The organism is Kitasatospora sp. NPDC001159 (genome assembly GCF_053598235.1).
Genome location: NZ_JBSFJV010000020.1, coordinates 54,965 through 71,788, shown reverse-complemented (window position 1 = coordinate 71,788; position 16,824 = coordinate 54,965). Strand labels below are relative to the sequence as shown.

The window sequence follows — 16,824 nt, the reverse complement described above, 5'->3', positions numbered from 1 at the left end:
CGCAATGGACATGGCTTGGCTGGACGTCTTCCGCACCGTCGCCCACCTGGGCTCCTTCACCGCCGCCGGGGAGCGCCTCGGCTTCACCCAGTCCGCGATCTCCCGCCAGATCGCCACTCTGGAAGCCGAGTTGGGCACCCCCTTGTTCGACCGCCTGGCCCGCGGCGTACGGCTGACCGAACACGGCCGCACGCTGCTCCCGCACGCCGAAGCCCTGCTGGAACGCCTCGACACCACCCGGCGCGACCTCGCCTCCCTCACCGAACTGAACGCCGGACGGCTGCGGGTGGGCGCCTTCGACAGCGCCAACGCTGAACTCGTCCCGAGCGCCCTCGCGGCCTTCCGCGCCGCGCACCCGCAGGTCGAGATCGGCCTCACCGAAGGCCTCTCCGCGCACCTGCTGGACCAGCTCGCGGACGGCGCGATCGACCTCGCCGTGGTCGCCACCTACGCCTCGGCCGCCGAAGACGCCTACGACACCGAGCAGTTCGACCTGCGGCCACTGCTGGACGACCCGGTGCTGGTCGCCCTGCCACGCGGCCACCGCCTCGCCCGCCGGCGCCGTGTCCGGCTGCTCGAACTCGCCGACGAACCGTGGATCGCCGCCCGCCGTGAGCTTGGATCCACCCTGCTCGCGGCCTGCGTACGCAGCGGCTTCCAGCCCCGGATCGAGTACGCCATTGGTGCCTGGACCGCCAAACTCGGCCTGGTCGCCGCCGGCATGGGCCCCACCCTCATCCCCTCCCTGGCCGCCCGCGCCGCCCGCCCCGACATCGCCCTGGTGCCGCTGCACCCGGACGACACCCCGGTCCGGCACGTCTACACCGCCACACGGCGGGGCCGGCGGACGGCACCGGCCGTCGCCGGGTTCCTGCGGTTCCTGCGGGAGCGGGCGGGGGCCGGGGCCGGGGATTGGCCGAGCCGGCGCGCCGCCGCCTCGACCGTCTGGGCGAGCAGCACCGCGATGGTCATCGGGCCCACACCGCCCGGAACGGGGTGATCAGACCCGCCCGCGGCCGGGCCGCCTCGAAGTCGACGTCCCCGACGTGCCCGGCGGCGGTTGCTGCCGCGTTGGCACCGGGCGAGCTGCTGGTTCAGCCGACGCAGCCGCCCAGTCTCACCCCCAGCGCTGCGCGAGTGCGTGGACGGCCGGGTGGGCCAGTGACGGCGGCGCTCGCCGACTTCGGCGAGCGCCATGCCGGTCCGGCGCTCGGCAGGTGGTGTCAGCCGGCAGCAGCGAGCCGGTCAACAGGTAGGTGTCGACGTCCTGTTGGGCGCACGGGCGGTAGCCGTTGAGGTAGACGGTTTGGACCCGGCCGGGGATGAGCAGGCGGGAGGGCTCATCCGGGCGTGCAGGGCGAGGGCGGCGGCTGACGCCAGCGGGGTCTTCATGTCGCCCACGCCAGACAGCTGCGATGCACCGTCAGTTGTCCGGTAGGCGGGCGGCAGGCCGGTGAGGTCGGCGGCGCGGGCGGGGGCGGCGTAGCAGTCGGCGTCGGCGGGGCCGAGGTAGCGGCGCCACATGCCGCGCACCACGCGGCCGTCGACGACGCGCCCGTCGGTGCAGGCGTCGACCGAGGGCAGGTGGCAGCGGTCGTCGAGGGCCGTCGCCTACCTCAAGGCCCGGGTCGAGAGCTCCGTCGGTCACTACTGGCCCATCCCGCACGCCCAGCTCTACCGTGACCCGCCGCGCCTGGCCGAACTGGGCCTGCTGCGCGAGGAGGCGGAGGAGCACGGGCGCCGCCGCAGGGTCTTCCACCTCACCGACGCCGGCCACCACGCCCTGCTGGGCTGGCTCGCCGACCCCGCCACCCCCGAGCCGGAGACCCGCAACCCCGCCCTGCTCAAGCTCACCTTCGCCGATCTCGGCGCGCCCGGTCAGGTCGCCGCCCTCGCCCGGGCCCAGGCCGCGCAGCACCGCCACTGGCGCGACACCTACCGGCAGTTGCGCGAACGCCTCGACCCCGACGCCCCCGACACCCAGGCCCGCACCCGCCTGATCACCCTCGGCATCGCGCACGAGCAGAGCTACGTCGCGTTCTGGGAGGCGCTGGCGGCCGATCCGGACGGCACGGGCGAACCCGCCTCCTAACCGGCGGCTCCCGCGATGCAACGCCCGACGGCCTGATCGTCACCCCAGAGGCGCAGAGAACTCCGGCGCTCCGCGCCTCCGGGGCAGGGATGGCCTTCATCTCCGGCGTAAACGCCGGAGCACCGGCCAAGATCAGAGGTAGACGTCCCAGCCCCGCACGCTGCGCCTTCGCTGCCGCCCCGGGCGCCGGGGCCGACGTGCTGTTCATGTTCACTTCCGGCATGGACCGCTTCGACTACCTGCGCCTGCTGGGCGGCGTCATGCGCGGCGAGAGTGACCCGGGCGCGATCGCCGCCTGCGCCGAGCGCTTCGACAACCACCACCTCGACAGTCCCGCCTGGCGCGCGGCCCTGGCCGGCACCGTCTGAGCGGTGCCCGGGTGCCGCTCGACGGGCCGGGGCGAGCGGGGTGTGGAACGGTGGAAGACCCGGGGGGTCCGGTCGCGAGAGGAGTCGCCATGTCGTCGAAGCGCCGCCGCAAGAAGAAGGCCCGGGCCAGGCGCGGGGCCAATCACGGCCGCCGCCCCCAGTGCTGAGCCGCTGAAACGGCTGACCGTACGGCCGTCGACGGCCGTACGGTCAGGCGCGTCCGCGCCCGGCGGGGCCGCCCCGCGTCACCGTGTAGTACCTGCAGCCCTGCGCCAGTCGGTGCGCAGCTCCAGCTCCAGGACCAGCCCGTCCCCGTCCGTGCGGGCGGCGCTCAGCACGGCGGCCGGGTCGGCGTCCTCGGGCGTCTGCTCGTTGCGGAAGCGGACGGTGCTGCGCAGGCGCTTCCAGTACGGGGCCGGACGTGGGATGCCCGGCAGGTCCCAGGACAGGTCCGCGCCGGGACTGGTCAGGCCGGGGGAGTCCATCCGCCGCCCCTCGGGGCTGACCCCGCCGTCGCGGTACCAGTGCAGCGCGTGGGCGACCGTGCCGGTCCTGCCGTCCGGCGAGCCCCAGTCGGCCAGGCCCGCCGCCTCGATCCGGGGAAGCAGCACGCGGATGTCCTCCCGGGTGGCGAAGCCGGCCGGCGCGGACATCCGGCAGAGCAGCGCGGCCCGCCCCTCGGACGTGGTGCTGAGCGCGCCGAAGGAGGACGGGCGGTCGCAGTGGTCGGCGACCCGGGCCAGCAGGTGCTCCACCCCTCCACCGCCCCCAGCGCCTCGACCAGCTGCCGGAGTCGCTCACGCGCGGCCCGGCCAGGTGCCGGGCGGCGCGTACCGGCGCTCCGTCAGCGTGTTCAATGGAGGGCGGGGGCGTGATCGTGACGATGCCCCCTGTGATTCGAGATGTGATTCGAAAGGGGGGCAGTGATGTTCCAACCGCTGTCCGGCCGCCCGAAGCCGGCCAACCTGGAAGCGCTGAGGGCGGCTCTGCGGGCCGCACTGGACACCGCTGACGAGGAGGAACGCCCGGGTCTGCGCCGGGCGATCGACATCGTGGAGGGTTTCGTCGCCGGTGCCGGTCCGGTCGGCGTGGAATGGGCGCGAAAGGTCCTGGAGCTCGCCGGTGTCGACCCCCGTAAGGCGGAGGTCAGGGCGGTCAAGGAACTGCGCTCCGCGCGCCCCGGCCTCGGTCTCAAGGAGGCGGTCGCGCTGGTCAGGGCGCTCGTCGCACAGTCCGGCTGAGGAACCGGCAGGCCACCGGCCCCGCCCGGTCTGCCCGGCCGTTCAGGGCCGGGGTCAGGGCTGGGCGAGGTAGGCCGCGACGAAGGCGTTCACGGCGGTGGCCGCTGCCGCGGGTACGGCCCCGGCGGTGAGCGGCCCGCCCGAGGTGAGCAGGGCCGCCGCGGTCAGGATTCCGGCCCGGCTGCGACGGGATGTGCCTCGCATGCTGCACCTCCAGGAACTTGACTCCCAAACTCCCCGGCGTGAACGCCGGGGATTCCTACCACGCTTCGCGCGGTACCGCTGCGCGTGGGCATGATGGTTGGTTCCTGCTTCCTCCCCTGACGAGGGTTGTTCGCGTGCCTCCCGATTTCCGACCGGGTGGTCTTCTGACGATCCGCAGGCGTTGACCTCACTCGGTTACCCGGTGAGGGCCGGTACGTCCCCCGGTATGTCGTGCTGTCGGGCCGCCCGGATGCGGCGGCCTTCGGTGCGGATGTTGCGGGCCGCGTTCACGTCCCGGTCGTGGTGGGTACCGCAGTGCGGGCACTCCCATTCCCGGATGCTGAGCGGCTTCGCGCCGGTGTTGTGTCCGCAGGCGGAGCACAGCCGGGAGGACGGGAAAGCGACGACGAACGATGCAGCGACGGCGCATTCCACGACCGCGCGTTCGCCACTGCGGGCGAAGCTGAGCGTCTGCGCCGGTTGCAGCAGAAGCTGTCCCGGCAGAAGAAGAAGGGCAGCCAGCGCCGCAAGCGGACCATCGGGGCGATCAACGCCATCACCGGCCGCGTCCGTAACCGCCGCGCGGACTTCTGCGCGTGGACGGCGAACCGGATCACGGACCGAGCGGCGTTGGTCGTGCTGGAAGACCTGCGGATCAAGAACATGTCCGCCAGCGCGGCCGGGACGGTGGACGCCCCCGGCGTCAACGTCCGGCAGAAGACCGGACTCAACCGGGCCATCCTGGACAAGGGATGGCACCTGCTCGAACTGGCCCTGCGCAACGCCGCCCGGAACACCGGGACGGCCGTGGTGCTGGTCAACCCCGCGTACACGTCGCAGACCTGCCATGCCTGCGGGCACTGCGCACCGGAGAACCGCGAGAGCCAAGCGGTCTTCCGGTGCACGGCCTGCGGGCACCAGGACCACGCCGACGTGAACGCCGCGAAGAACATCAAGGCCGCCGGGCAGGCGGTCTCAGGGCGTGGAGACCTCGGCACTGGCCGGTCTGTGAAGCGCCAACCACCGGCCAGGCGCACGCGCACGGGGCGAAGCCCCCGCGCGGCACGCGCGGCCGGAATCCCCGTCCTTTGAGGGCGGGGAGGAAGTCAACCGCCGGTACAGCGCGAACTGCGGCCGCCCGCGCCGCGCGGCCAGCCGATCCAGCAGCACCGCCGGGTCGAACGGGCGCGGCAGCTCCAGCCGTTCGGCCATCCGCCGGCAGCGCCGCAGCGTGGACCGGTGACCCCGGCCACCCCACAAGAGACTCGCCCGGAGAAACGCCAACAGCGGTCAACCTCTTCCCGGGCCAGGGGGCCAGGGCCCGTCCGGCCTCAGGGGCGTTTGCGCGCCGCGTCCCGGCGGGCGATGACGTCGACCAGCTCGCTGACGGTGTCCAGGCCCTCCGGCGACAGGCCCACCGCCCGCAGCGCCAGGCTGCGCACGCCCGCGTCGCGCAGCGCGCCCAGCAGTGCCAGCTCCCTGGCGATCTCGGCGCCCTGCCGCTCGTCGAAGAAGTAGGCGGGCGGGACCTGGAAGAACTGGGCCAGCGCCTCCAGGTGGCGCTTGGTCGGGTTGTCCCGGCGTCCGGTGCGCAGCTGCCACAGGTAGGTGGTGGAGAAGGACTCCCCGGTCGCCTCGCGGCAGGCCCGGGCCACCTCCTCGTTGGTGTACTGGTCGCGGTCGGGGCGGCGGACGGTGTGGAACAGCGCCTCGATCCGGGTCGCGAGCCCGCTCAACTCCGCGGGTCCGCTCAACTCCCCGGGTCTGCCCGGCTCCCCGGACACACCCTCCGGCCCCTCCGGCCGCACCTGAACGACGTCCCCCGTCGACTCCGCCATGCCCCACCTTCCTCACCCCGGGCCCTCCGCGTCGCGATCCCGACGGACGGGGCAGGGCCGGCCAGGTCACGATAGCCGAACGGCATCAGCTGGTGTGGATCAGAAGATACCCGTGATCAACCTCGGTTGACCCACGTGGCGTCGGCCGACATCCTGGACGTGCAGGCCCGCAGGCGCGGCGGAGCGACCTGACGTTCACTCACTTTTGCCCGCATCGACGACACTTGACGTTTCCACCGGATCGCCCCCGATCCGATCGCGCCGCTCCTCGCCCCGATTCCCTTGCTAACGACCTCCGTTGTCCACTCCACCGTCACCCTGCTCGATGTGCAGATGGATCGGACCGCGGAGAACGGGGCTTCGCCGGTACGGTGGTGGGTCGGCGACCAGCCTGGGGCGGTCGAGGCGGCGTACCAGCTCGGTCAGGGCGATCTGGGTTTCCCGTCGTGCCAGGGGGCCGCCGAAGCACAGGTGGATGCCGCTGCCGAACCCCAGATGCTGGATGTCACGCCGATCGGGATCGAAACGGCCCGGGTCGTGGAAGCGCTTCGGGTCGCGGTTGCCCGAGGCCAGCATGAGGATGATCCGCGAGCCCTTGGGGATGACGGTGTCGGCGACGGTGATGTCGCTGTACGCCGCCCGCCAGGGAATGATGTGCACGGGTGGCTCGTAGCGCAGGAGTTCCTCGACCAGCGGGACGACGAGGTCCGGTTCGTCGCGCAGTCGTCGCAGCACCTGTGGGTGGCGGAGCAGTGTCAGCATGCCGTTGGTGATGAGGTTGACGGTGGTCTCGTGGCCGGCGATCAGCAGCAGGTGGGCGGTGGCGACGATTTCGTCGTCGGTCATGCGCCCGTCGGGCCCGTCATCGTTGGCCAGCCGTGTCAACAAGTCGTCGCCCGGCCGTCCCTGCCGTTGTTCCAGCAGCCCGCCGAGGTACTGCTGCAGGTCCTTGCGGGCCTGCACGCCGTTCTCCAGTTTCTCCTTCGGGTCGATCTCGGGGTTGTAGTCGATCGAGTTGACGATGGCGTCCACCCACAGGTGGAACCTTGGTTCGTCCTCGCGTGGCACGCCGAGCAGGTGGCAGATCACCGCGACGGGGAACGGATAGGCGAAGTCGTCGACGATGTCGATCTGCTCCTTGCCCGCGAAGCCGTCGATCAGACCGCTGACCGTGGCGGTCAGGTCGCCTTCCATGCCCGTCACCAGCCCCGGGGTGTGCGGGGGGCCGAAGTGGCGCATCGCCATGCGCCGCAGGCGGTCGTGCTCGGGCGGGTCGAGGTTGATGAACGCCGGCGTGGTCTGCCCCTCAGTCACCTCCAGCGGATGTGACAGATTGCGGACGTCTGAACTCAGGTGCGGGTTGTGCAGGAGGTCCGTGATCTCGCGATAGGTGCTGATGACGTAGTTGCCGTCCTCCTGCCGGGCCACCGGTGTCTCACGCAGTTCGGCGTACAGCGGGTACGGGTCGGCCCGGGAGGAATAGTCGAGGATCCGGCGCAGGGTGTCGGGTGTCTCGGTCGTGGTCATCGCGGTTGCCCTCCTACCGGTGGTGCTGCTGCGCGGCCGTGACCCGCCGCTCGCCCGGGTCATTGCCGGTGACGACCACGGTGGCCCCCTGGGCGAGCAGGGTGGGGCCGGGGAAGTCGACGGGCACCGGTTTCGCGTCGACGGGCTGGTCGGGCGTGGGACAGGGCGGCGGGAAGGGCGCGGCCGTCTCGATCAGCTGCCGGTAGTGGTCCAGCCACTTCGCGTTGTTGAAGCTCACGGCCGCGGTGACGCGGCCCCGATAGCCGTAGGCGGCGACGAAACGGCGGTCGGACACCGACCCCTGGGCGACGACCACCTCGTCGGCGAAGGTCGGCACGCCGACCGACTTGATGTTGACGCCGAACTGGATCGACCAGAACACCGGGAGGGACAGGTGGGGCCAGCGGTCGGCCTGACCACTGACCATGTTGTGCGCCGCGACCTCGGCCTGCTCCACGGCGTTGGCCCAGTGCTCCAGCGAGATGAGCCGGTACTCGTAGACCGGATTCGGGCAGCGGGCCACGTCTCCGGCGGCGAAGATGTCGTCAGTGATCAGGCCGTCGAGGGTGAGGGCGCGGCAGCCCGTGTCGCAGGCGATTCCCCACGGGCCTGCCGCCAGTCCCGAGCCCCGTAGCCACTCGGTGTTGCGGATGCCCCCGAGTGCCACCACCGCCACGTCGGCGTCGATCGTGCTGCCGTCGTCGAAGTGCGCGCGGCGGAAGTGCCCCTGTGCGTCGCCCTCGAGCCGGGTGACCTTGACCCCGCAGCGCAGGTCGACGCCGTGAGCGCGCTGCATGTCCGCCGCGACCTCGCCGATCATGGCACCGAGCGCTCCGACCAGCGGGGCCGGCGCGAGTTCGGCCACGGTCACCGGTATGTCCCGTTCCCGGCAGACGGAGGCGATCTCGGAGCCGGTGAATCCCGCCCCGATCACCAGTACGCGGGAGGGACCGGCGGCGAGGGCTCGCTGCAGGCTCTCGGCGTGCTCGCGGGTACGCACGACGAACACGCCGGCCAGGGCCGCCTCGGACTCGACGAACCATGGCCGGGCCCGCACCCCGGTGGAGATCAACACCCGGTCGAAGGGCACCTCGCGTCCGTCGGCCAGCCGTACATGGTCGGTCTCCAGGTCCAGCCCGCTCGCGGGCACGCCCAACAGCCACTCCGCGTCGATGTCACGACGTCGCGGCAGAGTGGTGTTCCCTGCCGGGACCCAGCCGGTCAGCACCTGCTTGGACAGCGGAGGCCGGTCGTAGGGCTCGGCCGGTTCGTCACCGATCATGGTCAATGAGCCGGCGAAACCCTCGTTGCGCAAAGCCTCGGCGGCTCGCAGTCCCGCCAGGGACGCCCCGACGACCACGATGCGTCCGGCGCGTTTGAACGCTTGCAGGGTGTCAGCGCTGGTCATGACGCCGATGCCTCGACCGGTACGTCCCGTCCCTCCAACTGGCCGACCAGAATCGCCTGGACCGGGCACGCCGCCGCGGCGCGCAGCACCTGGTCGCGCTGGGCGTCGTCGGGCTTCGGGTCGTACATCAGCGCTTCCTCGCCGTGCATCCGGAACGCGTCCGGAGCCAGGAACGCGCACTGCGCGTACCCCTGACACCGGGAAAGATCAACGACGACTCTCATCCCGACCTCCACAGGGACTGCGAGCTACGGACCCTGAAGCCGATGCAGTTCCGGCGCGCACAACGCGAGAGGCCGCACGGGATGGACCTACAGAGGGAATGAGCCCCTTGTGCACCCTGCCGAGCGCGAGGGGCGCACCGCGTTCGTCGGGTCCCCGCAGAAATAACTGATCACCGCGAATCGGGTGACTGACCTCTGTAAAATTTCTTGAACATGGTCTCTTTCGAGGCTATCCCTCGCACGCATCACCCGCACCCCCGGGAAAGCGATGCCCTGCCTGCTCGAACCCGAGCTCCGCACCGGGGGCCCCAACTCCCCGGCCTGAAGGCCGGGGCATCGACATCCCGGGAGAACATAGGGCGAGCACCCCCGAGCCCGCCCGAGGAGACCCCGCCGTGCCGACCGAGCCCACCACCGCCCCCACCGCCCGCCCGCACACCGCGCGCCTGGGCCTGGGCACCGCAGCCGTCGGCCGACCCGGCTACATCAACCTCGGACGTGAGGCCGACCTGCCCGCCGAACGCACCGTCGAGGCGCTGCGCGAGCGCACCCACACCCTGCTCGACGCCGCCTACGCGGCCGGCGTGCGCTACCTCGACACCGCCCGCTCCTACGGCCGCGCCGAGGAGTTCCTCGCCCAGTGGCTCACCGAACACCCCGAGGCGGCGGCCGAGGTGACCGTCGGCAGCAAGTGGGGCTACACGTACACGGCCGACTGGCGCACCAGCGGCGTCGCGGCCCATGAGGTCAAGGAGCACTCGACGGAGGTGTTCGACCGCCAGATCCGCGAGACCCGCGCCCTGCTGGGCTGCCACCTGGACGTTTACCTCATCCACTCGGTGACCCCCGACAGCCCCGCCCTCACCGACCCCGCCCTGCACGGGCGCCTGGCCGCCCTCGCCGCCGAGGGCGTGCGGGTGGGCCTGTCCACCAGCGGCCCCGCCCAGGCCGCCGCCATCCGCCGCGCCCTCGACGTCACCGTGGCCGGCCGCCCACTGTTCACCGCCGTCCAGGCCACCTGGAACCTGCTGGAGACCTCCGCCGCCCCCGCCCTCGCCGAGGCCCACCGGGCCGACTGGCTGGTGGTGGTCAAGGAGGCCATGGCCAACGGCCGCCTGGCCGGCCGCAACACCACCGGCCCCGACACCGCCCCGCTGCGCGCCCTCGCCACCCGCACCGCCACCACCCCCGACGCCCTCGCCCTCGCCGCGGCCGCCGCCCAACCCTGGGCCGACATCGTCCTCTCCGGCGCCGCCACCCTCGACCAGCTCACCTCCAACCTGACCGCGGCCGAGGTGTCCCTCACTCCCGAGGACCTCGCCGCCCTCGCCGCGATGGTCGAGCCCGCCGACACCTACTGGCGCACGCGGGCGTCCCTGCCCTGGGCCTGACGGGCAGTCGATCGGAGCGGGGTCGGGCCCGGGCCCTGTGACAATGCCTGCCCCGAGCCCCCGCTGTCGGCCCTACCCGCCCTCGCGGACGGCCGGAATTCACTCGCCGTCGCCCCTGCGAAGAGACGGGCGGTTCACGGGCGGGAGGCCGGGGCTTGGGGAGTTGAGCTTGCGGTGGGGATTGAGAAGGCCCCGCCGCCCCGAGGCCGGGGCTGCGGGGCCGGGTGCTACTGTCAGCGGGCGTCGAACTCGTTGGTGCGGATGGCGTCGATGAAGGACTTCCAAGCAGTCGGCGAGAAGTTGAGGCGGGGCCCGTCGGGGTCCTTGCTGTCCCGCACGCGGCCCGGGTGTGCATCATCCACTTCGATACAGGCGCCGCCATCGTTGTTGCTGTGGCTGCTCTTTCGCCAGCTCTCATGCTGGTTCGCTTGCACGGCCGTACTCCTTCGAGATGCGCCTGATCATCACCCGAGAGTCCCTGGGCGACAGGGCCATGGCCCTGAGCAGATCGTATGACCTCCGGCGGGCGGCTACACCCTCGGCATCATCGATGAGCTCGCCGCTGCGCGCACCTTCTTCCCAAGCCACCATCGGACAGCCCGGCACCGAGTAGAGAAAGAGTGAGCCTCCCATCTCGGAGTGAACGCCTGCGGCGAACGGCAGGATCTGCACGGTGATGTGCGATCTCTGGTCCGACGCGATGGCATCGAGTTGTTGCCTCATCACCGCAGGGTTTCCAACCGGCCGTCGGAGAGTCGACTCGTCAAGGATGAACCAGCAATGTGGAGGAGCTGACGAGGACAATCGTTTCTGGCGGTCGAGACGCGTTGACACCAGCGCTTCGAGTTCTTGCGGGGTTGCGTAGGGATGGCCCGCGAGCAGTGAGCAGCGCGCGACCTCGGGGGTCTGCAGGAGCCCCGGAATGGTGGCAGCCGAGAATTCCTCGATGGCTTCAGCCTTGGCCTCGATCTCGGACCATTGGCGGTACTTGCCGGGGAACCTTTCCTTCCTGGCGAGCACGTAGACGCGGCCGAAGCGCCCGTCGGTGCCGAAAGCGGCATCGAGCTTGGCCGGAAGGTCCGGCGGCGGCATCGACTCGGCTCGCTCAATCCGGGCCAGGTGCCCCTTCGAGAAGCAGCCCAGGATCTCCGTCAGCTGATCAAGCGACATGGAGTCGGCCAGCTTTCGGTGATTGCGCATTTCCCAGCCGAACAAGTCGCGGGCCGAACGCCCCGGATCTAACTCCTTGGGCTTGAAGGCCATGTCGTCCCTCCAGTGTGTCCAACCACGATGTGGCACACGTCCACGCTGGTCAGCCTAGCTGCGATGAGCAACGCTTGAGGCACGGAAAGTGATGTCGGTCGTGAATCGACTCATGTGACTGCAGATTCATGTGGAAGGCGATCAGTCATGGCCATGAAGTCACCCCAACCTGCCAAGTTCCATGGCTACGGTGTCCTGTGGGACACCGAGGCCCAGCGCTACCGGGTGCGGAACGAGATGACCGGGGAGTGGCTGCGCAGCGCCGCCACCGGCGAGTTGGCCGCCTTCAGCTCCTTCGGCGACGCCTGGGGCGCCTGGAAGGTCTTCGAGGTCCACAAGCGGCCGGGGGAGCAGTGATGGGCTCGACCCTCTCCCGGGCGACCGCCGAGCAGCGCTGGCAGGCCGCCGCCGTGCTGGACGACCTGACCGCCGTCCTCGCCCTCGGCGGCGTCCGACTCCCCACCCTGGAAGTCGACTGGGCCAACGGGCGCTTGACGTGCGAGTACCTGCTCCACATCACTGCCCGCCCGGTCGACCTCCTGCGGATCGTGGACCTGCTGCGCAAGGGGCAGCGCTACGAGCGCCTCACGCATGACGACTGACCTCCTGGCCCGCTTGCTGTGGTGGGCGGGCTTCTCCCTGCTCCTCTTCTTCGCCCTGAGAAAGTGAACCGCCCGATGCGCGACCCCCGCCTGCTCGCCGAGCCGCCCGTGACCCGGCTCGGCTGTCTCGTCCTCGTGCGCAACCGGCGCGGCCACGTCCTGCTCGTCGACCCGGACTACATGGACGGCCTGATCCTCCCTGGCGGCGCCGCCCGCCCCAACGAGCCCCCGCACCGCGCCGCCGCCCGGCACCTCCACGCCGAGACCGGCCTCCACCTGCGCCTCACCGACTGCGTCGCGGTCGACTTCACCCCCGCTGGCCGCTACCTGAAACGCCTCACCTTCGTCTTCGACGGCGGCACCGTCCGCGATACGCCGAGCAGCTGGTCGACTCCCCGCACTGGTACTTCTGGTGGGACTGGCCGGGGCGCCGCTCAGTACTCGGCACTGGGGGCCGCCGTGGTCGGGCCCAGGTCAGGCTGGTCGCGCAACTCCACCGCCTCACCGTGGAGTTCGAGTTCGAGCACGACCACCTCATTGTCCCCGGCGTGCCACAGCGGCGCCGGGGCGTAGAGGGTACGCTGCGGCCCCTCCGCCCGGTAGCGGCCGAGCAGGAAGCCGTTGACCCACAGCAGTCCGCGCCCCCAGCCGGGCAGGGCGACGAACGCGTCGGCGGGGGAGTCCAGTTGTGCCGTGAAGCGGTGGAACACCGGCTGCCCGTCCACCGCCTCGACCTTGCCCGAGAAGCGCAGCGCGGACAGGTCGGTCAGCGGCAGCGGCCGGATCTGCCAGCCGAACAGCCGCTGGTGCCCGTGCGAGACGCCTCGGGTGATGCCCTTGCGGTCGTCCATCTGCGGCCCGTAGTTCACCCGGCCCAGCGCCTCGACCAGGATGTCCAGTTGGACCCCGTCCTCCCCGGTGGCCAGGGCCAGTGTGGCGCCGGGGGCGTTGCGGTCCAGCGTGCCGAGCGGGCGCCCGTCGGCGAACACGTGCGCGCGGTCGGCCAACCCGTCGATGCGCAGCGGCAGTTCGGGGCGCGGGCCGGGCACGCGGGTGCGGTAGTGGATCAGGCCGCGGTCCTGCCCGAGGGCCTCCATCGGCAGCGGCGCGGCGCGCTCCACCGGCTGCGACAGCGCGTCCAGGCCCGCCAGCAGGGCCGCCCGGCCCTCGGCGTGCTCCAGTCGCTGCGGGGCCACCCTCGGCGGCTCGGGCGGCAGTTCGCCGTCCGGCAGGCCAACGTAGCGGCCGATGACCTCGCGCAGCGCGTGGAACTTGTCGGTCAGCTCGCCCGCCTCGCCGATCGGCGCGTCGTAGTCGTAGCTGGTGACGGTCGGCTCGTACCCGGCGTCGTACGGGTGGGCGCCGGCGTGGTTGGCGCCGGACCACAGGCCGAAGCTGGTGCCGCCGTGCGCCATGTAGAGGTTCACGGACGCGCCGGTGGCCAGCAGCTCGTCCAGCGAGGCGGCGGTCTCCTTGGGGTCGCGCACGTGGTGCGGGCGGCCCCACTGGTCGAACCAGCCGATCCAGAACTCCATCGCCGCCAGCGGTCCATCCGCCTGGTGACGGCGCAGCAGCGCGAGGCGCTCGGGGGCGCGCGAGCCGAAGGTCGCGGTCGCCAGGTGCCCGGGGATCCCGCCGCCCTGCTGCATGAGGTCGTGGGCGCCGTCGGTGGTGAACAGCAGGCAGTCCACCCCGCGCCGCACCAGGCCGTCGCGCAGGTGGAGCAGGTAGGCGGCGTCGTTGCCGTAACTGCCGTACTCGTTCTCCACCTGCACCGCCACCACCGGCCCGCCCCGGCTGGCCAGCAGCGGCAGCACTTCGGGCGCCAGCGCGTCGAACCAGCCGTCCACCTCGGCCAGGTACGCCGGGTCCGCGCACCGCAGCCGCAGCCCCTCCACCGCCAGCAGCCGGGCCGGCAGCCCGCCGAACTCCCACTCCGCGCAGATGTAGGGGCCCGGCCGCAGGATGACGTCCAGCCCCAACTCCCCGGCCAGGCGCACGAACCGGCCCACATCGCGCCACCCGGTGAAGTCCACCTGCCCGGCCCGCAGCTCGTGGAAGTTCCACGGCACGTACGTGTCCACCGTGTTCACACCCAGCGCCCGCACCCGCCGCAGCCGGTCCTCCCACAGCCCGGGATGCACCCGGAAGTAGTGCACCGCCCCGGCGACCACCCGGTGCGGCAGTCCGTCCCGCAGGAACCCGGTCCCGTCGAACCCCAGCATGCGCAGCCCCGCCTTCCCTCAGGAGACCTCCGGCACCGCCCGAGCCTAGCGAGCGGCGCTACTCCTGGTCATCGGTTCCGTTGCTGATTCCATAGGCGGATATCAGCAATCCGGGCGTGACGGCCCGCGAGGTCCGTCACGGTGTCAACAGAGCGTGAGTTGCGCTTCGGTGTCCTGAGTGCGGTCTCGCGCTTGCTCCTCGCCGTGCCGGCGGGGGAGGGTTGCGCCACCTGCCCGCCCCTCGCCGTGCGGCGGGTGCGGGTGGCGCGGGTCTCCTCCATCGCGCTTGAGCGAGTGGCCCGCGGCGGCGCAGACGCTCAGCCGGTCGGGGTGGTGGGGCCGAGGGTGATGACCGGGCCGAGGGGGTGGCAGCCGTCCCAGGAGGCGATCTGGCCGCGCGGGCAGGAGGCGGGGATGGGCGGCAGTGGGGGCAGGGGCGGCCTGGGCGGGACGGTCCAGTCGGGGGGCGGCTTGGCGGCGGGTTCCTTGGCGGGGGGCTGCTTCGCCGACGGTTGCTTCGGCGCAGGGGCGGCGGAGGCCTGGGTGGCCGTGGGGCGGGGGCGGGCCGGGGTCGGCTGGGGGGCCGGGGCCTCGTGGGTGGCGGTGGGCTCGGGCGCGGCCTCGGTCTCGTCCGCCGCAGGCGCGACCGTGGGCGTCTCGGTGGGAACCGGCGCAGGTGCGGTCGTCGGCGTCTCGGCCGACGGGGAGGCGGAGGAGGCGGCGGAGGGAGAGGGTGCGGCGGGGGAGGGGCTGGCCGTGGCCGCCGCGTTCGGCGCCGCCGGGGCGGCCGTGCCCGGCGAGCCGGTGAGCAGCAGCGCCCCGCCGATGCCGGCCGCGCCGAGGACGCACGCCCCGGCCGCGACGGCGACGGTCCGCCGACGCCGCGTCACTCTGCCGTCCTCAGGCTCGTTCCCGGCTCTCTCCGGCACCCGCCCCACCCCATCCGTATCGATCACGCGTTTGAGCTGCGCTGTACACGAACCATCAAGGCCGGTACCTCCGCACCCCCTACTGATCCGTGACGGATTCGCCCGACCCCCGCCGCCCCGTAGCGTCGTAGACGTCAGCCACACCCCCGACACCTTGGGAGCAGCCATGACCGCCTACGCCCTCGCCCAGGTCCACTCCGCCGACTTCTGCCCCGACATCGTCGAGTACCTGCAGCGCATCGACGCCACCCTCGACGCCTTCGGCGGCCGCTTCATCGTCCACGGCGGCAAGTTCGAGACCCTGGAGGGCAGTTGGGGCCAGCTCGGGCTCATCCTGATCGAGTTCCCCGACTACGAGCGGGCCCGCGCCTGGTACGACTCGCCCGCCTACCGGGACATCCTGGAGCTGCGCACCCGCCACATGGTCGCCGACGTGATCATCGCCGAGGGCGTGCCGGCCGGCTACCGCGGCGAGCAGAGTCTCAAGGAGCGCTGAGCCCGTCGTCTACCGTCCCGCAGGCTGCTCCAGCCGCTCGCGCCACCACCCGACCGTCGCCGCGAGCTGCTCCTCCAGCGGCGTGGCCCGGACGGTGAACTCCGCCTCGTACGCGGAGGTGTCCATGACGAACGGGCGGTCGAACTGGTAGCGGACCTCCCGCAGTTCGCGCAGCAGCGGGGAGAACAGGACCGCTACGCCCAGCAGGACGGGGGACAGTCGGCGCACCGCGACCGGGCCGGTGCCGGCCTCGGCGGCCAGGCGCTCGACCATCGCGCGCACCGGCAGAGCGGGGGCGGTGGGCACGTGCCAGGCCCGGCCCCAGGCGCGTTCCTCGCCCGCGATCTCGACCAGCGCGCGGGCCACGTCCGGCAGGTAGGTCCAGCTGTGCGGGGTGTCCGGGTCGCCGAGCACCGCGACCGGACGGTCCTTCAGCAGGGCCGGCATCGCCCGGGCGGCCAGGTGGCCGCCGTCGGTGACGCCCGGTCCGAAGAAGTCGGAGGCCCGCCCTCCACGGCCCGGATCCGCCCGGCCTCGTGCAGCGCCCGTGCCTGCTCCCAGGAAGCCGCCCGTACCCGGCCCTTGGGGCCGGTCGCGGCGAGCGGCAAGCCCTCGGTCATCGGACGGTCGACCGGGCCGTAGCCGTAGAGGTTGCCGAGCATGACCAGCACCGCGCCGCTGTCCTCGGCCGCCGCGCACAGCGCGGAGCTGAGGGCGGGCCAGCGCTCGGTCCACTGCGGCAGCGGGGGCGCGGCGCAGCCGTAGATCGCGGCGGCGCCGCGGGCGGCCTGGGCCAGCCGCGCGGGGTCGCTCGCGTCCAGGGCGAGGTGTTCGACGCCCTCGGCGGCCTGCCCGGCGGGGCGGCCGGTACGGGTGGCGACCCGGACCTCGTGGCCCTGTTCGGCCAGCAGGCGGGCGGTGGCGGCCCCGGCGGGCCCGTGTCCGACGACCAGATGGAAGCTCACCCGCCCACCCTAGCGGCGTGCTTGACCAGGCGGGACACGCGATCGGGCGGG

18 protein-coding genes and 5 pseudogenes are annotated in these 16,824 nt (G+C 72.3%); 10 read left to right on the top strand and 13 right to left on the bottom strand.

Annotated features, from left to right (window positions below; translation table 11 throughout):
* Nucleotides 1-4 precede the first annotated feature (4 nt).
* Nucleotides 5-835 (top strand): annotated as a pseudogene (locus ACWC9T_RS13385) (LysR family transcriptional regulator); the annotation flags it as partial.
* An 80-nt stretch (nt 836-915) separates the two neighbouring features.
* On the opposite strand, the pseudogene ACWC9T_RS13380 reads toward ACWC9T_RS13385, so the two are convergent.
* A pseudogene (locus tag ACWC9T_RS13380) lies at nt 916-1,052 on the bottom strand (bifunctional 5,10-methylene-tetrahydrofolate dehydrogenase/5,10-methylene-tetrahydrofolate cyclohydrolase); the annotation flags it as partial.
* Nucleotides 1,053-1,522: 470 nt separating this feature from the next.
* On the opposite strand from ACWC9T_RS13380, the gene ACWC9T_RS13375 reads away from it, so the two are divergent.
* Both ACWC9T_RS13375 and ACWC9T_RS13370 read left to right on the top strand, forming a co-directional pair.
* Complete coding sequence (locus tag ACWC9T_RS13375) at nt 1,523-2,092, top strand: helix-turn-helix transcriptional regulator (RefSeq protein ID WP_449821165.1); 570 nt, start codon at nt 1,523-1,525, stop codon at nt 2,090-2,092.
* A gap of 164 nt (nt 2,093-2,256) precedes the next feature.
* Nucleotides 2,257-2,460, top strand: a pseudogene (locus ACWC9T_RS13370) (cupin domain-containing protein); the annotation flags it as partial.
* 245 nt (nt 2,461-2,705) lie between these two features.
* Here the strand turns inward: ACWC9T_RS13370 and ACWC9T_RS13365 are convergent.
* Nucleotides 2,706-3,215, bottom strand: a complete 510-nt coding sequence (locus ACWC9T_RS13365; RefSeq protein WP_449821164.1) for a hypothetical protein — start codon at nt 3,213-3,215, stop codon at nt 2,706-2,708.
* Nucleotides 3,216-3,386: 171 nt separating this feature from the next.
* Between ACWC9T_RS13365 and ACWC9T_RS13360 the strand changes: the two genes are divergently transcribed.
* Nucleotides 3,387-3,701, top strand: coding sequence for a hypothetical protein (locus tag ACWC9T_RS13360; protein ID WP_449821163.1), 315 nt, complete (start codon nt 3,387-3,389; stop codon nt 3,699-3,701).
* Between the two features lie 54 nt (nt 3,702-3,755).
* Here ACWC9T_RS13360 and ACWC9T_RS13355 read toward each other — a convergent pair whose 3' ends face one another.
* Nucleotides 3,756-3,905 (bottom strand): hypothetical protein, encoded by a 150-nt coding sequence (locus ACWC9T_RS13355; protein ID WP_449821161.1) that lies wholly within the window; start codon nt 3,903-3,905, stop codon nt 3,756-3,758.
* Between the two features lie 195 nt (nt 3,906-4,100).
* Nucleotides 4,101-4,340, bottom strand: a complete 240-nt coding sequence (locus ACWC9T_RS13350; protein ID WP_449821160.1) for a zinc ribbon domain-containing protein — start codon at nt 4,338-4,340, stop codon at nt 4,101-4,103.
* On the opposite strand from ACWC9T_RS13350, the gene ACWC9T_RS13345 reads away from it, so the two are divergent.
* Nucleotides 4,269-4,997 (top strand): RNA-guided endonuclease InsQ/TnpB family protein, encoded by a 729-nt coding sequence (locus ACWC9T_RS13345; protein ID WP_449821159.1) that lies wholly within the window; start codon nt 4,269-4,271, stop codon nt 4,995-4,997. The two genes, ACWC9T_RS13350 and ACWC9T_RS13345, sit on opposite strands and share 72 nt — an antisense overlap.
* 239 nt (nt 4,998-5,236) lie before the next feature.
* Here the strand turns inward: ACWC9T_RS13345 and ACWC9T_RS13340 are convergent, their stop codons facing one another.
* From ACWC9T_RS13340 to ACWC9T_RS13325, 4 genes are all read right to left on the bottom strand, one after another.
* Complete coding sequence (locus ACWC9T_RS13340) at nt 5,237-5,743, bottom strand: XRE family transcriptional regulator (RefSeq protein WP_449821158.1); 507 nt, start codon at nt 5,741-5,743, stop codon at nt 5,237-5,239.
* 285 nt (nt 5,744-6,028) lie between these two features.
* Entirely contained in the window at nt 6,029-7,270 is a 1,242-nt protein-coding gene (locus ACWC9T_RS13335) for a cytochrome P450 (RefSeq protein WP_449821157.1), read from the bottom strand.
* 13 nt (nt 7,271-7,283) lie between these two features.
* On the bottom strand, nt 7,284-8,678 hold the full coding sequence (locus ACWC9T_RS13330) for an NAD(P)/FAD-dependent oxidoreductase (protein WP_449821156.1): 1,395 nt from the start codon (nt 8,676-8,678) through the stop codon (nt 7,284-7,286).
* The gene (locus tag ACWC9T_RS13325) at nt 8,675-8,902 is read right to left on the bottom strand and encodes a ferredoxin (protein ID WP_449821155.1); all 228 of its coding nucleotides are present in this window, start codon (nt 8,900-8,902) and stop codon (nt 8,675-8,677) included. Before ACWC9T_RS13325 ends, ACWC9T_RS13330 begins: the two co-directional genes overlap by 4 nt.
* A 395-nt stretch (nt 8,903-9,297) precedes the next feature.
* Between ACWC9T_RS13325 and ACWC9T_RS13320 the strand changes: the two genes are divergently transcribed.
* Complete coding sequence (locus ACWC9T_RS13320; RefSeq protein ID WP_449821154.1) at nt 9,298-10,293, top strand: aldo/keto reductase; 996 nt, start codon at nt 9,298-9,300, stop codon at nt 10,291-10,293.
* A 233-nt stretch (nt 10,294-10,526) separates the two neighbouring features.
* Here the strand turns inward: ACWC9T_RS13320 and ACWC9T_RS13315 are convergent, their stop codons facing one another.
* Together ACWC9T_RS13315 and ACWC9T_RS13310 are read right to left on the bottom strand one after the other, a co-directional pair.
* On the bottom strand, nt 10,527-10,727 hold the full coding sequence (locus ACWC9T_RS13315) for a DUF397 domain-containing protein (protein WP_449821153.1): 201 nt from the start codon (nt 10,725-10,727) through the stop codon (nt 10,527-10,529).
* Entirely contained in the window at nt 10,708-11,556 is an 849-nt protein-coding gene (locus ACWC9T_RS13310) for a Scr1 family TA system antitoxin-like transcriptional regulator (RefSeq protein WP_449821152.1), read from the bottom strand. Before ACWC9T_RS13310 ends, ACWC9T_RS13315 begins: the two co-directional genes overlap by 20 nt.
* A 147-nt stretch (nt 11,557-11,703) precedes the next feature.
* Here ACWC9T_RS13310 and ACWC9T_RS13305 point away from each other — a divergent pair, with 147 nt between their 5' ends.
* From ACWC9T_RS13305 to ACWC9T_RS13295, 3 genes and pseudogenes are all read left to right on the top strand, one after another.
* On the top strand, nt 11,704-11,913 hold the full coding sequence (locus tag ACWC9T_RS13305) for a hypothetical protein (RefSeq protein ID WP_449821151.1): 210 nt from the start codon (nt 11,704-11,706) through the stop codon (nt 11,911-11,913).
* Nucleotides 11,913-12,158, top strand: coding sequence for a hypothetical protein (locus tag ACWC9T_RS13300; protein WP_449821150.1), 246 nt, complete (start codon nt 11,913-11,915; stop codon nt 12,156-12,158). The genes ACWC9T_RS13305 and ACWC9T_RS13300 overlap by 1 nt, the downstream gene beginning before the upstream one ends.
* Before the next feature lie 75 nt (nt 12,159-12,233).
* A pseudogene (locus tag ACWC9T_RS13295) lies at nt 12,234-12,497 on the top strand (NUDIX domain-containing protein); the annotation flags it as partial.
* A 95-nt stretch (nt 12,498-12,592) separates the two neighbouring features.
* On the opposite strand, the gene ACWC9T_RS13290 reads toward ACWC9T_RS13295, so the two are convergent.
* Together ACWC9T_RS13290 and ACWC9T_RS13285 are read right to left on the bottom strand one after the other, a co-directional pair.
* Nucleotides 12,593-14,383, bottom strand: a complete 1,791-nt coding sequence (locus ACWC9T_RS13290; RefSeq protein WP_449821149.1) for a glycoside hydrolase family 35 protein — start codon at nt 14,381-14,383, stop codon at nt 12,593-12,595.
* Between the two features lie 317 nt (nt 14,384-14,700).
* A complete protein-coding gene (locus ACWC9T_RS13285) occupies nt 14,701-15,273 on the bottom strand; it encodes a hypothetical protein (protein ID WP_449821148.1) in 573 nt (190 codons plus the stop codon).
* Between the two features lie 205 nt (nt 15,274-15,478).
* Between ACWC9T_RS13285 and ACWC9T_RS13280 the strand changes: the two genes are divergently transcribed.
* Nucleotides 15,479-15,808: a DUF1330 domain-containing protein gene (locus ACWC9T_RS13280; RefSeq protein ID WP_449821147.1), complete on the top strand. Its 330-nt coding sequence runs from the start codon at nt 15,479-15,481 to the stop codon at nt 15,806-15,808.
* Nucleotides 15,809-15,817: 9 nt separating this feature from the next.
* On the opposite strand, the pseudogene ACWC9T_RS13275 reads toward ACWC9T_RS13280, so the two are convergent.
* A pseudogene (locus ACWC9T_RS13275) lies at nt 15,818-16,773 on the bottom strand (NAD-dependent epimerase/dehydratase family protein).
* Between the last annotated feature and the right edge of the window lie 51 nt (nt 16,774-16,824).

Excerpts from the sequence above, each read along its gene's own strand:
- ACWC9T_RS13360 (WP_449821163.1), top strand. The coding sequence starts at position 3,387 with ATGTTCCAACCGCTGTCCGGCCGCCCGAAGCCGGCCAACCTGGAAGCG.
- ACWC9T_RS13305 (WP_449821151.1), top strand. The coding sequence starts at position 11,704 with ATGGCCATGAAGTCACCCCAACCTGCCAAGTTCCATGGCTACGGTGTC.
- ACWC9T_RS13300 (WP_449821150.1), top strand. The coding sequence starts at position 11,913 with ATGGGCTCGACCCTCTCCCGGGCGACCGCCGAGCAGCGCTGGCAGGCC.
- ACWC9T_RS13375 (WP_449821165.1), top strand. The coding sequence starts at position 1,523 with ATGCCGCGCACCACGCGGCCGTCGACGACGCGCCCGTCGGTGCAGGCG.
- ACWC9T_RS13355 (WP_449821161.1), bottom strand. The coding sequence starts at position 3,905 with ATGCGAGGCACATCCCGTCGCAGCCGGGCCGGAATCCTGACCGCGGCG.
- ACWC9T_RS13340 (WP_449821158.1), bottom strand. The coding sequence starts at position 5,743 with ATGGCGGAGTCGACGGGGGACGTCGTTCAGGTGCGGCCGGAGGGGCCG.
- ACWC9T_RS13290 (WP_449821149.1), bottom strand. The coding sequence starts at position 14,383 with ATGCTGGGGTTCGACGGGACCGGGTTCCTGCGGGACGGACTGCCGCAC.
- ACWC9T_RS13280 (WP_449821147.1), top strand. The coding sequence starts at position 15,479 with ATGACCGCCTACGCCCTCGCCCAGGTCCACTCCGCCGACTTCTGCCCC.
- ACWC9T_RS13330 (WP_449821156.1), bottom strand. The coding sequence starts at position 8,678 with ATGACCAGCGCTGACACCCTGCAAGCGTTCAAACGCGCCGGACGCATC.
- ACWC9T_RS13325 (WP_449821155.1), bottom strand. The coding sequence starts at position 8,902 with ATGAGAGTCGTCGTTGATCTTTCCCGGTGTCAGGGGTACGCGCAGTGC.
- ACWC9T_RS13310 (WP_449821152.1), bottom strand. The coding sequence starts at position 11,556 with ATGGCCTTCAAGCCCAAGGAGTTAGATCCGGGGCGTTCGGCCCGCGAC.
- ACWC9T_RS13335 (WP_449821157.1), bottom strand. The coding sequence starts at position 7,270 with ATGACCACGACCGAGACACCCGACACCCTGCGCCGGATCCTCGACTAT.